Genomic DNA, 12,193 nt, shown 5'->3' on the forward strand with positions numbered 1-12,193 from the left:
CCTGGCACCGGGGAAGTGATGTCAGGGCGATGACGGCTGGGAGTCCGACCCTCGCGATCAGAAGAGGCCCGGGATCACCTCCTCCTCGGTGTTCGAGAACGCTTCTTCCTTCTCGGCGTAGTAGGCGTTCCACGCCTCGGTCGACCAGATCTCGGCGCGGTCGCCGGCGCCGATGACCGTGAGGTCGCGGTCGAGCCCGGCGTAGTCGCGCAGCGCCGCGGGGATCGTGACGCGGTGCTGCTTGTCGGGGCGCTCGTCGCTCGCGCCGGAGAGGAAGACGCGGACGTAGTCGCGGGCGAGCTTGCTCGTGAGCGGGGCCTGGCGGATCTTCTCGACCTGCGCCGCGAAGCCCTCCGCGCTGAAGACGTAGATGCAGCGCTCCTGCCCGCGGGCGAGGACGAGGCCGTTGGCGAGCTCATCCCGGAACTTCGCCGGAAGGATGATGCGCCCCTTCTCGTCGAGCTTGGGGGTGTGCGTGCCGAGGAACATCGTCCGCTCCCCCTTCTTCTCCGGCCGGAAGTTCTAGGTACGCTCCACTTTACTCCACAATGCTCCACTTTGCTATCACTCGACGCCACTGTAGCCCGAATTGGGGGCACTTCTCCCCCGTGATCTCGCGGGAGGCCCGCGGGGAGGACGGTGGAGGGGAGCACGAGGACGCCCGCGCCTCGCCCGGGTCGCAGCGCGCGCCGAGCCGCGGACGGACGGTCCGAAGGCCCGGAACAGCGCGGATCCCCGGGAGTCAGTGCGCCGCCGCCGATCGCGGTGGAGGACGGTGGAGGGCGGGGAGGACGGTGGAGTGCGGGGAGGGCAATGGAGCGCGCGGGGGCGGACGCCGGCCCGCGGGAGCGCTGCGGCATGAAAAAAGGGGCCGATCTCTCGATCGGCCCCGGAGGGACTTGTGGTGCGGGCCCGGCCCTAGCGGCCCTGGTCGCCGTCCTGTCGACGTTCCCACCGCTCGTTGATCGTGTCCATGAACGACGAGCGTGAGCGCTTCGGAGCGGACGCGCGCGGTGCTGAGCCCGCGGGCTGCGCACTCGCCGCGGCCTTGCCGGGCGTGAGGGCCAGGAGCACCCCGCCGAGCATCAGCGCGAAGCCGATGACGCCGACGATCGGGAGCTGCACGATCACGCCCGCGACGAGAGTGGCGACTCCGGCGATCGCGAGCAGGGAGCCCAGGACGATCTGCGTGTAGTTCGGTCGACCGCGACGACCCGAGACGGTCGCCACGAAGTCGGCGTCGTTCTGGTAGAGGCTGCGCTCCATCTCTTCGAGGAGGCGCTGCTCCTGCTCCGACAGCGGCATGTGTGGACCCCTTGGTGCGAATACGGGTTGGGAGGCTCCCACCGTCTCCCCATTCTAGGCTCGCGCCGCTGGATAGGCTAGGCGAGTGCCTGAGAGATTGCGGTTAGTCGACCTGGTCAACGCCCGGCTCGACGCGTTCCTGGTCGATCGCTCGACCCACCTCGCGACGATCGCGGACGAGCTGGACGTCTTCATCGACGCGTCCCGCGACCTCCTGCGGGGCGGCAAGAGGTTCCGCGCGCTCTTCGCCTACTGGGGGTGGCACGCCGTCGCCGGCACCGTCAGGCCCGACGACCCCCTGGCCGAGATGGACGACCACGCCGAGCTCGACGCCGTCATCGCCCTCGCCGCCGCACTGGAGATCTTCCACGCCGCGGCTCTCGTCCACGACGACATCATGGACAACTCCGACACTCGGCGGGGCATGCCGTCGATGCACCGTCGATTCGAGACCGACCACGCGCGCCGCGAGTGGGTCGGGTCGGCCGCCTCGTACGGCACCTCCTCCGCGCTCATGCTCGGCGATCTCCTGCTCGGCTGGAGCGACGAGCTCCTCGCCGAGGGGCTGTCGATCGTCGCCGACCGCTCGGCGGCCCGCCGCGCGCGCCACGAGTTCCACGTCATGCGCACGGAGGTGACAATGGGCCAGTACCTCGACATCCTCGAGGAGGTGGCGTGGCGCGACGCTCCGGAGGAGGACCTCCTCCCCCGCGCCCACCGCGTGGTCACATACAAGTCGGCGAAGTACTCCATCGAGGCGCCGCTCGCGCTCGGCGGACTCATGGCCGGCGGCACGGCCGAGCAGGTCGACGCTCTGCGCGCCTTCGGCCTGCCGCTCGGCGTCGCCTTCCAGCTGCGCGACGACCTGCTCGGAGTCTTCGGCGATCCCGAGGTGACGGGCAAGCCCGCCGGCGACGATCTCCGCGAGGGCAAGCGCACCGTCCTCATCGCGCTCGCGCGCCGTGCTCTTCCCGCGTCCGCGGCGCGCCTCATCGACGAGCTGCTGGGCGACCCCGAGCTCTCGGAGCACCAGATCGCGACCCTGCAGGCCACGATCCGCGACAGCGGGGCCGTCGACACGGTCGAGACGATGATCGCGCGATCCGTGCGCGAGGCGACGGCCGCGATCGAGGATGCCCCGCTCAGCCGGGCGGCGCGCTCCGAGCTCGTCGGCCTGGCCGACCTCGTGACGCGCCGAGCGCACTGAGCCGCCGCCCTCGAGCGGAGGGGGCCAGCTGAGCGGCGGGAGGCACGAGCCGCTCGGCTAGAACGCCATGGCCTGCGCGACCCGCCTGACCTCGGCCTTGCGCCCCCGCCGGAGGGCCTCGATGGGCGAGGTGCCGAGCATCTCGTCGACCGACAGCATCCACTCCATCGCCTCGTCGTCGCTGAACCCGTTGTCGGCGAGCAGGATGAGCGTCCCGCGCAGCTCGTGGAGGGGCTCGCCGTCGCGCAGGAACTCCTCCGGGACCACCAGGACCCTGTCGCGACGAACGGCGAGGAGTGCGTGATCCTCGAGGAGACGGTGGACGCGGCCGGGCGAGACGCCCAGCAGCTCGACGAGGTCGGGGACGGTCAGCCAGCGGCTGGAGTCTGCGGTCACGACTCCAGCGTGCCATGAACCGAGTCGCCGCGCCCGCGCATGGTCGTGTTTCCGGCGTGTTAACTGCAGCAACATCCTCCACAGTGGTTGACACCAGTGTTAATGTGTAACAGCGGACGGGGATCCGCGCGCGGCGCTGTCGCCGCACCGCATCACGAGGGGACGACCGATGATCGAGCTCGACCGCACCGGGGCGGCGTCAGCGACCGACGACGCCTCGATCGCCCGCGATCAGGAGGACGCGAGAGCCCGCGCTCGAGCCGTGTTCGGCGGCCTCGCTCCCCGCATCAACTCCGCACCGTCACCGACCGCCCCGGCCGCCGATCCGGTCGTGTCCCGCGCGGCCGCTCGAGCACGGAGCGCCGCGCTGTCGACGATGCCGCTCGTGCTCACCGGCGCTCTCACGCTCGGGCTCGGCCTGACCGGCCCCGTCGACGCCGCCCATGCGGCGCCTCGCAAGCCGCTCAGCCCGAAGCCGCAGCAGGCCGCCGGCCCGTCCACTCTCCGAGCGGCGCTGGCCCACGTCGGGGCCGCCATCACCCCGGGCGCCATGAGCACGGTGGCTCTCACCACGAGCGCCGCCCCCGCCGTGTACACGGTCGAAGCCGGCGACACGGTCTCCGCGATCGCCGCGCGATTCGGGCTCTCGACGGCCGGAATCCTCGCGCTGAACGGTCTCAGCTGGAAGTCGGTGATCTTCCCCGGCCAGGTCCTCACGCTCACGAGCGCGCCGACCAAGGGCGCCACCGTCTCCGCGCCCGTCTCACCCGGCGGCACCTACCAGGTCCGCAGCGGCGACACGGTCTCGGCGATCGCGGCACGATTCGGCGTGTCCACCAAGTCGATCCTCGACGCCAACGCCCTCGGCTGGTCGAGCATCATCTACCCGGGTCAGACCCTGCTGATCCCCGGCACATCGAGCGCTCCCGCTCCCGCGGCCGCACCCGCCATGGAGACCGTCTCGTCGGTCACGTCGATGCCGATCGCGGAGCGCCCCGTACTCCCCGGCGGACCGGCGCCCGCGCCCGCGCCCGCGCCCGAGACCGCAGCGCCCGCGCCGGCGCAGCCGACCCCGACCGCACCGGTCCCCAGCGCGCCCGTGAGCGGGAGCATCCAGCCCCTCAACGCCGAGGGCCGCGTGCACGCCGCCACGATCATCCAGGTCGGCCGCTCGCTCGGCGTGCCCGACTACGGGATCGTCATCGCGCTCGCGACCGCCATGCAGGAGTCGTCGATGCGCAACCTCTCGTGGGGCGACCGCGACTCGGTCGGCCTCTTCCAGCAGCGGCCGAGCCAGGGCTGGGGCGATCCCGAGCAGCTGCAGGACCCGGCCTACGCCGCGCGCCTGTTCTACGTCGGCAACGAGGGGCACACCCGCGGCCTGCTGGATGTCCGCGGCTGGCAGTCCATGACCGTCACGCAGGCCGCGCAGGCGGTGCAGATCTCGGCCTACCCCGACCACTACGCGAAGTGGGAGACCTCCGCCTGGGCCTGGCTCTACGAACTGACCTAGGCCGTGTGGCGCCCGGCTCGGACGAGGCTCGCGACCTAGACTGGGGAGGGTGAGCACCTCGACGACCGACCCCATGATCGGGCGGCTCATCGACGGTCGATACCACGTCCGCTCGCGCATCGCGCGCGGCGGGATGGCCACGGTCTACCTCGCGACCGACCAGCGGCTCGAGCGCCTCGTTGCGGTGAAGATCATGCACGGCCACCTCGCCGATGACAGCCAGTTCACGGCGCGATTCATCCAGGAGGCCCGGTCGGCCGCGCGGCTCGCGCACCCCAACGTCGTCAACGTCTTCGACCAGGGTCAGGACGCCGATTCGGCGTACCTCGTCATGGAGTACCTGCCCGGCATCACCCTGCGCGAGCTGCTGCAGGAGTACGGCGCGCTCACGCCGCAGCAGACGCTCGACATCGTCGAAGCGATCCTCTCCGGCCTCTCGGCCGCCCACAAGGCGGGCATCGTGCACCGCGACCTCAAGCCCGAGAACGTGCTGCTCGCCGACGACGGCCGCATCAAGATCGGCGACTTCGGTCTCGCGCGCGCCGCGTCGGCCGCGACCGCCGCCGGGGCGGCCCTCCTCGGCACGATCGCCTACCTCTCCCCCGAGCTCGTGACCCGCGGCGTGGCCGACACCCGCAGCGACATCTACGCGGTCGGCATCATGATGTTCGAGATGCTCACCGGCGAGCAGCCCTTCAAGGGCGAGCAGCCGATGCAGATCGCGTTCCAGCACGCCAACGACACCGTTCCCGCGCCGAGCGCGACGAACCCGAGCGTCCCCGCGGAGCTCGACGAGCTCGTGCTGTGGGCGACCGCCCGCGACCCCGAGCACCGCCCGGCGGATGCCCGCGCCCTCCTGGAGCAGGTCGTCGAGACGGCACGATCGCTCGAGACCTCGCTGTCGGCGACGGGCCCGCAGAAGACCATGGTCTTCACGACCCCGCTCGTGCCGCCGACGATCACCGCCGAGACCCAGGTCATCGGCTCGCTCGCGACGGTCGGGTCGACCGGAGCGACCGGGTCGACGACCGTCATCGGGAACTCGGCGACGGGCGAGCTCGCGCGCGCGACCGGCCGGCGGCGCAAGCGCGGCTGGATCGCCTTCGCCCTCGTGCTGCTCCTCGCCCTCGCCGCGGGTGGGGCGGGCTGGTGGTTCGGGGCCGGCCCCGGCGCCCAGGTGACGATCACGGATGTCCGAGGCCAGTCGCCCGAGGCGGCCGGCGCCGCCCTGCTCGAGCAGGGGCTCGTCGTCGGCGCGGAGCCCGCGACCGCCCACGACCTCGAGATCCCCGCGGGAGCGGTGCTCGGCACCGACCCGCCCGCCGGCGAGGTCGTTCCGCCCGACTCGACCGTGACTCTCGTGGTCTCCCTCGGTCCTGAGCCGACGACCGTCCCCGCCATCGCCGGGGTCCCCGAGGCGGATGCGCGCACGCTCCTCGACGGCGCGGGGCTCGTGGTCGCCGAGGACGCGATCCGGCAGATCGACCCTGGCGTCGCCCAGGGCTCGGCGATCGGCGTCGTCTCGATCGGCGAGGACGGCACGGAGTCCGGGCTCCCCGAGGGCTCGGAGTCCCTCAAGGGCACCCCGGTGACCCTCGTCGTCTCCCTCGGCCCGCTCCCCGATGTCGTCGGCGTCGAGCCGGGGACGGCGAGCGCGGCGTTCGAGGCGCTCGGGCTCACGGCGACTGTCGGGGGCGACTCCGAGTTCAACAACGACATCGCCGAGGGCCTCGTCCTGCGCGCGGTGCCCTCCGCCGACGAACCCTTCCGCCCGGGCGACGCCTTCACGCTCATCGTCTCGCGCGGGCCCGACCTCGTCGACATCCCCGACGTCATCGACCTGACCATCAACGAGGCGCGCACCGCGCTCGAGGCGGCGGGCTTCGTGCCGGTCATCGACACCAACGTGCCCGAGTTCTTCTGGGACATCGCGACCGTCCAGCAGGTCGAGCCGTCGCAGGACGGTCAGGCGATCCGCAACAGCGAGATCGTCATCAGCGCGTTCTTCGACTGACCGCGCCGACGCATCGGCGAGAGGCGGGGACGCCCACGCCGGCGGCTCAGGCGCGCTGCGCCTTGCTGAGCTCCTCGGCGACGAGGAACGCGAGCTCGAGCGACTGCATGTGGTTCAGTCGCGGGTCGCACAGCGACTCGTAGCGCGTCGCGAGCGTCGCCTCGTCGATCATCTCCGAGCCGCCGAGGCACTCGGTGACGTCGTCACCGGTGAGCTCGACGTGGATTCCTCCGGGGTGCGTTCCCGCCTCGCGGTGCGCCTCGAAGAATCCCGTGACCTCGTCGACGACGTCGTCGAAGCGCCGCGTCTTGTAGCCCGTGGGGGTCGTGAGCCCGTTGCCGTGCATGGGGTCGGTGACCCAGAGCGGGGTCGCGTCGACGGCCTTGATCGCCTCGAGCAGCGGCGGCAGGGCATCCCGGATCGTGCCGGCGCCCATGCGCGTGATGAAGGTCAGGCGACCCGGCTCGCGATCGGGGTCCAGGACGTCGATCAGGCGCTCCATGGTCTCGGGCGTCGTCGACGGGCCGAGCTTCACGCCGATGGGGTTGCGGATGCGGCGGAAGAAGTCGACGTGCGCGCCGTCGAGCTCGCGCGTGCGCTCGCCGATCCAGAGGAAGTGGGCGCTCGTGTTGTACGGGGTGCCCGTGCGCGAGTCGATGCGCGTCATGGGCCGCTCGTAGTCCATGAGGAGGCCCTCGTGGCTCGAGTAGAACTCGACGCGCTTGAGCTCGTCGAAGTCGGCGCCGGCGGCCTCCATGAAGCGGATGGCGCGGTCGATCTCGCTCGCGAGGCCCTCGTAGCGCTGGTTGGCGGGGTTCGAGGCGAAGCCCTTGTTCCAGCTGTGCACCATACGGAGGTCGGCGAAGCCACCCTGCGTGAAGGCGCGGATGAGGTTCAGCGTGGACGCGCTCGTGTGGTACCCCTTCACGAGGCGCGCGGGGTCGGCCTGGCGCGACTCGGGCGTGAAGTCGTAGCCGTTCACGATGTCGCCGCGGTAGGCGGGCAGCGTGACGTCGCCGCGGGTCTCGGTGTCGCTCGAGCGGGGCTTGGCGAACTGGCCGGCCATGCGACCCATCTTGATGACGGGCATCGAGGCGCCGTAGGTGAGCACGACGGCCATCTGCAGGATGGTCTTCACGCGATTGCGGATCTGGTCGGCCGTCGCGCCCGCGAAGGTCTCAGCGCAGTCGCCGCCCTGCAGGAGGAAGGCGTCGCCGCGCGCGGCGCGCGCGAGGCGCTCGCGGAGCTGGTCGACCTCGCCGGCGAACACGAGCGGAGGCATCGACGCGATCTCGGCCGACGCGGCGGCGACCGCGGCAGGGTCGGGCCAGGCGGGCTGCTGCTTGATCGGGAGGGTGCGCCAGTGATCGAGCCCCGCGATGACGGCGGGATCGGCGGAGATGACGGGCTCGGTCGCATCGACCACGGTGGAACATCCTTCACAGCGACAGGAATCAGGGCAGAGGGCGGCTCCCTTGCCGCTGGGACGAGCCTAGCCGAGCGCGGAGGCTCCTCAGCGCGCGGCGACGGCCCCGAGAAGGCCTCAGGGCTGGCGCTGCGAGCGGCGGAGGGCCGGGTCAGCGCACGTGCGCCGGCCGCTTGTCCTTCACGGTCGTCGCGTAGACGTCGTGGTACTCCTGTCCGCTGAGGCGGTTGAGCTCGTACATGATCTCGTCGGTGATGGAGCGGAGCACGAAGCGGTCGGACTCAAGGCCCGCGAAGCGCGAGAAGTCGAGCGGCTCGCCGAAGACGACTCCCGGCCGCATGACCTTCGGGATCCGCACGCCGATCGGCATGACCTTCTCGGTGTCGATCATCGCGACGGGCACGACCGTCGCGCCCGACTCCAGGATCATGCGGGCGACGCCGGTCCGGCCGCGGTACATCACGCCGTCGGGGCTGCGGGTGCCCTCCGGGTAGATGCCGAGCGCGAAGCCCTCGGAGAGCACCCGAAGACCGGTGTTGAGCGAGGCCTCGCTGGCCTTGCCTCCCGATCGGTCGATCGGCAGCTGGCCGCTCGCCTCGAAGAAGACGCGCGTGAGCCAGCCTTTGATGCCCGTGCCCGTGAAGTAGTCGCTCTTGGCGAGGAAGACCACGCGACGGTCGAGCACCAGAGGCAGGAAGATCGAGTCGACGAACGAGAGGTGGTTGCTGGCGAGGATGACCGGGCCCGTGCGCGGGACGTTCTCGACGCCGCGCACCCACGGTCGGAACACCGTCAGCAGAATGGGCCCGATGACGAGGTTCTTCATCAGCCAGTAGAACATCGTCGTCCCTCCCCCGTACCGGTCGTATCCGACAACCCTAGCTCGCGGTCGCGGCGCCGATGCCCGCCGCGTGGATCCGCGCGAGGTCGGCCGCGCCGACGACGCCGGCGTCGTTGACGAGCTGCGCGGTGACGAAGACCGGCTCCGGGTGGTAGCCGCGGGCGGGGAGGTGGGCCAGGTACGCCTCGCGCACCGGGTCGAGGAGCAGGTCGCCCGCGATCGAGACTCCCCCGCCGAAGACGAACATCTCGGGGTCGAGCACGGCCGACAGGCTCGCGCACGCCTGACCGAGCCAGCGCCCCAGCTGCGAGAGGGCGTGGAGGGCGCCCGGATCGCCCTCGGTGATGAGGGCGGCGAGGATGCTCCCATCGAGCGCACCGTTCTGCGCGCGCGCATCGGCGAGGGCCAGGCCGATGCCCCCGGCATCGGCGATCTCGTTGGCCATCCGCAGCAGCGCCCGGCCGGAGCCGTACTGCTCGATGCAGCCGCGCGCACCGCACCCGCAGGGCAGGCCGTCCGGCACGACGCGCAGGTGGCCGAGCTCGCCCGCCGTGCCGAAGCCGCCGCGGAGGAGCCGGTCGCCCGTGACGATGGCACCGCCGACGCCCGTGCCGATGGTGAGCATCGTCATGTCCCGCACGTCGCGCGCCGCGCCGAATCGGAACTCGGCCCACCCGGCGGCGTTCGCGTCGTTGTCGATCGTGACGTCGATGCCGAGACGGTCGCGGAGGCGATCGCGGAAGGGCTCGTTGCGCCAGTTGATGTTCGGCGCGTAGTAGACCGTCGACTGCGCGGAGTCGATGAAACCGGCGGCGGCGACGCCCGCGGCGATGACCTGCTGGCCCGCGCTCAGGCGCTGCACCATCTCCACGACGACGTCGACGATCGCATGCGGGTCGCCCGCGGGCGTCGGATGACGGTCCTCCGCGAGGATCCTTCCGTCATCGCCGACAAGAGCGCCCGCGATTTTCGTTCCACCGATGTCGATTCCCACAGCATGCACGAGGAGAGAGTCTAGTGAGCCTCGAGTCCCGTCCCCGGCCGCGATGCGCGGGCTAGAGTGGTCGCACTGTACCCACCCGTTGACGGTGCCAAAGGAGTCCCCGTGCAAGAATTCGTCGTCCCGGCCGTCGTGTCGCCCGATCCCGGCGCGAACGCGAGCGACCTGCTCGTCGACCGCGTCGCCGTCGATCCCGACGCGCCGCTCTTCTCGCTCCCGACCGCGGACGGCGGCTGGAGCGACGTCACGGCAGGCGAGTTCCACTCCCAGGTCGTCGCGCTCGCCAAGGGCCTCATGGCCGCCGGCGTTCAGGCCGGCGACAAGATCGGCTTCATGTGCAAGACGCGCTACGAGTGGACCCTCGTGGACTTCGCGACGTGGTTCGCCGGTGCCGTGCTCGTGCCGATCTACGAGACGAGCTCGCCGAGCCAGATCCAGTACATCCTGGAGGACTCGGGGGCGCGCGAGCTCATCGTCGAGACTGCGGAGCACTTCTCGCGCTACGACGAGGTCGCGGGAGATCTGCCCCACGTGGGCCGCGTCTGGCAGATGCACCTCGGCGACCTCGAGAAGCTCGCCGCCGACCCAGGGTCGGTCACCGACGAGCAGCTGGAGGAGCGCCGGCGCATCGCGAAGGGCACCGACCTGGCGACGCTCATCTACACCTCAGGCTCGACCGGCACCCCCAAGGGCTGCATCCTCACCCACTCCAACTTCGTCGAGACCTGCCGCAACGCGGCGGTCGCCATGAAGGAGGTCGTGGCACCCGGCTCCTCCACCCTGCTCTTCATCACGACGGCGCACATCTTCGCGCGCTTCATCTCGATCCTGGCCGTGCACGCCGGCGCGAAGGTGGGCCACCAGGCCGACACCAAGCAGCTGCTCGCCGCGCTCGGCTCGTTCAAGCCCTCCTTCCTCCTCGCGGTGCCGCGCGTGTTCGAGAAGGTCTACAACTCGGCCGAGCAGAAGGCGGAGGCCGGCGGCAAGGGCAAGATCTTCCGTCGGGCCGCCGACGTCGCTGTCGCGCACTCGAAGGCGCTCGACGCCGGCCACGTGCCGCTGGGGCTCAAGGTGCAGTTCGCCGTCTTCGATAGGCTCGTCTACTCGAAGCTCAAGACCGCGATGGGCGGGCGGGTGCAGTACGCCGTCTCCGGCTCCGCGCCGCTCGGCCCCCGCCTCGGCCACTTCTTCCGCAGCCTCGGCATCCGGATCCTCGAGGGCTACGGCCTGACCGAGACCACCGCCCCGGCGACCGTGAACCTCGTGAACAAGTTCAAGATCGGCACGACGGGGCCGGCGCTGCCGGGCGTCGGGGTCCGCATCGAGGACGACGGGGAGATCCTCGTCAAGGGCGTCAACGTCTTCGGCGGCTACTGGAACAAGCCCGAGGCGACCGCCGAGGTCATGGACGGCGAGTGGTTCCGGACGGGCGACATCGGCTCGCTCGATGCCGACGGCTACCTGACGATCACCGGCCGCAAGAAGGAGATCCTCGTCACGGCCGGCGGCAAGAACGTGGCCCCCGCCGCGCTCGAGGACCCGATCCGCGCCAACCCGATCGTCGGCCAGGTCGTCGTCGTCGGCGACCAGAAGCCGTTCGTCTCCGCGCTCGTGACGCTCGACCCGGAGATGCTCCCGGTGTGGCTCAACAACAACGGCGAGGACGCCACGATGCCCCTCACCGACGCGGTCAAGCACCCCAAGGTGCTCGCGGAGGTCCAGCGCTCGATCGACGCGGCCAACAGCCGCGTGTCGCGCGCGGAGTCGATCCGGAAGTTCACGGTCCTCCCCGTCGAGTTCACGGAGACCAGCGGCCATCTGACGCCCAAGATGAGCATCAAGCGCAACGTCATCGTCGCCGACTTCGCGAGCACGATCGAGGCGATGTACTCCGGCGCTCCGGCGACGCAGGGAATCTCGCTGCAGCAGTAGCAGCCGCGCGACTCGCGGGGCGTCGGACGCGGTCCGGCGCCCCGTCCGCGTTCTACGAGCGGCCGAACCACTCCGCCTGGCGGATCGCTCGCATGGCCTCGCGCTTGATCTCCGGAGCCAGGCCCTCGACGTAGAGCCGCCCGTCGAGATGATCGGTCTCGTGCTGCAGGGCCTGGGCGAGCAGCCCCTCCCCCGCGAGCTCGATCGGAGCGCCGTCGCCGTCGAGGCCGGTAACCCGCGCCCACGGGTGGCGGAGACGCGGGAAGCCGAACCCGGGCACCGAGAGGCAGCCCTCCTCGACGGGCTCCGGCTCACCGCGCACCTCGGCGAGGACGGGGTTGACGATGTAGCTCACCTCGCCGTCGATGTTGAGGCTGAACACCCGCAGGCCGACGCCGATCTGATTCGCCGCGACGCCCGCGCGGCCGGGAACCCGCACGGTGTCGAGGAGGTCGTCGACGAGCAATCGGAGAGAGGCGTCGAACCGGACGACCTCGTCGGCGCGCGATCGGAGCACCGGATCTCCGAAGAGTCGGATGGGACGGACGGTCATCGGACG

At 71.1% G+C, this 12,193-nt stretch carries 11 protein-coding genes; 4 read left to right on the plus strand and 7 right to left on the minus strand.

Annotation, left to right across the window (positions count from 1 at the left end; translation table 11 throughout):
• Positions 1–57: 57 nt before the first annotated feature.
• Both mraZ and ASG83_RS11725 read right to left on the minus strand, forming a co-directional pair.
• Positions 58–489, minus strand: coding sequence for a division/cell wall cluster transcriptional repressor MraZ (gene mraZ / locus ASG83_RS11720; RefSeq protein WP_055861591.1), 432 nt, complete (start codon positions 487–489; stop codon positions 58–60).
• Between the two features lie 429 nt (positions 490–918).
• Positions 919–1,305 (minus strand): DUF3040 domain-containing protein, encoded by a 387-nt coding sequence (locus ASG83_RS11725; RefSeq protein WP_055861594.1) that lies wholly within the window; start codon positions 1,303–1,305, stop codon positions 919–921.
• Positions 1,306–1,390: 85 nt separating this feature from the next.
• Between ASG83_RS11725 and ASG83_RS11730 the strand changes: the two genes are divergently transcribed.
• Complete coding sequence (locus ASG83_RS11730; protein ID WP_055861596.1) at positions 1,391–2,512, plus strand: polyprenyl synthetase family protein; 1,122 nt, start codon at positions 1,391–1,393, stop codon at positions 2,510–2,512.
• Between the two features lie 57 nt (positions 2,513–2,569).
• Here the strand turns inward: ASG83_RS11730 and ASG83_RS11735 are convergent, their stop codons facing one another.
• Positions 2,570–2,908: an Rv2175c family DNA-binding protein gene (locus tag ASG83_RS11735; protein ID WP_055861600.1), complete on the minus strand. Its 339-nt coding sequence runs from the start codon at positions 2,906–2,908 to the stop codon at positions 2,570–2,572.
• Positions 2,909–3,077: 169 nt separating this feature from the next.
• Here ASG83_RS11735 and ASG83_RS11740 point away from each other — a divergent pair, with 169 nt between their 5' ends.
• A complete protein-coding gene (locus ASG83_RS11740; RefSeq protein WP_055861602.1) occupies positions 3,078–4,421 on the plus strand; it encodes a LysM peptidoglycan-binding domain-containing protein in 1,344 nt (447 codons plus the stop codon).
• Between the two features lie 49 nt (positions 4,422–4,470).
• Positions 4,471–6,435 carry a Stk1 family PASTA domain-containing Ser/Thr kinase gene (pknB, locus tag ASG83_RS11745; protein WP_055861606.1) on the plus strand — a complete coding sequence of 655 codons (1,965 nt, stop codon included), beginning with the start codon at positions 4,471–4,473 and terminating at the stop codon, positions 6,433–6,435.
• Between the two features lie 46 nt (positions 6,436–6,481).
• Here the strand turns inward: pknB and ASG83_RS11750 are convergent, their stop codons facing one another.
• The 3 genes from ASG83_RS11750 to ASG83_RS11760 form a co-directional block, all read right to left on the minus strand.
• A complete protein-coding gene (locus ASG83_RS11750) occupies positions 6,482–7,861 on the minus strand; it encodes a class II 3-deoxy-7-phosphoheptulonate synthase (protein ID WP_055861608.1) in 1,380 nt (459 codons plus the stop codon).
• A gap of 151 nt (positions 7,862–8,012) precedes the next feature.
• Positions 8,013–8,702, minus strand: coding sequence for a 1-acyl-sn-glycerol-3-phosphate acyltransferase (locus tag ASG83_RS11755; RefSeq protein WP_055861611.1), 690 nt, complete (start codon positions 8,700–8,702; stop codon positions 8,013–8,015).
• 37 nt (positions 8,703–8,739) lie between these two features.
• Positions 8,740–9,705: an ROK family glucokinase gene (locus ASG83_RS11760; protein ID WP_055861614.1), complete on the minus strand. Its 966-nt coding sequence runs from the start codon at positions 9,703–9,705 to the stop codon at positions 8,740–8,742.
• Positions 9,706–9,807: 102 nt separating this feature from the next.
• Here ASG83_RS11760 and ASG83_RS11765 point away from each other — a divergent pair, with 102 nt between their 5' ends.
• Positions 9,808–11,634 (plus strand): long-chain fatty acid--CoA ligase, encoded by a 1,827-nt coding sequence (locus ASG83_RS11765; protein WP_055861618.1) that lies wholly within the window; start codon positions 9,808–9,810, stop codon positions 11,632–11,634.
• Positions 11,635–11,686: 52 nt separating this feature from the next.
• On the opposite strand, the gene ASG83_RS11770 is transcribed toward ASG83_RS11765, so the two are convergent.
• Positions 11,687–12,187: a peptide deformylase gene (locus ASG83_RS11770; RefSeq protein ID WP_055861621.1), complete on the minus strand. Its 501-nt coding sequence runs from the start codon at positions 12,185–12,187 to the stop codon at positions 11,687–11,689.
• Between the last annotated feature and the right edge of the window lie 6 nt (positions 12,188–12,193).

The organism is Yonghaparkia sp. Soil809 (genome assembly GCF_001429705.1).
Lineage (GTDB): Bacteria > Actinomycetota > Actinomycetes > Actinomycetales > Microbacteriaceae > Microcella.

Bases quoted from the DNA above. Each gene is read 5' to 3' on its own strand.
- ASG83_RS11755 (WP_055861611.1), bottom strand. From the start codon at position 8,702: ATGTTCTACTGGCTGATGAAGAACCTCGTCATCGGGCCCATTCTGCTG.
- ASG83_RS11770 (WP_055861621.1), bottom strand. From the start codon at position 12,187: ATGACCGTCCGTCCCATCCGACTCTTCGGAGATCCGGTGCTCCGATCG.
- ASG83_RS11725 (WP_055861594.1), bottom strand. From the start codon at position 1,305: ATGCCGCTGTCGGAGCAGGAGCAGCGCCTCCTCGAAGAGATGGAGCGC.
- ASG83_RS11740 (WP_055861602.1), top strand. From the start codon at position 3,078: ATGATCGAGCTCGACCGCACCGGGGCGGCGTCAGCGACCGACGACGCC.
- mraZ (WP_055861591.1), bottom strand. From the start codon at position 489: ATGTTCCTCGGCACGCACACCCCCAAGCTCGACGAGAAGGGGCGCATC.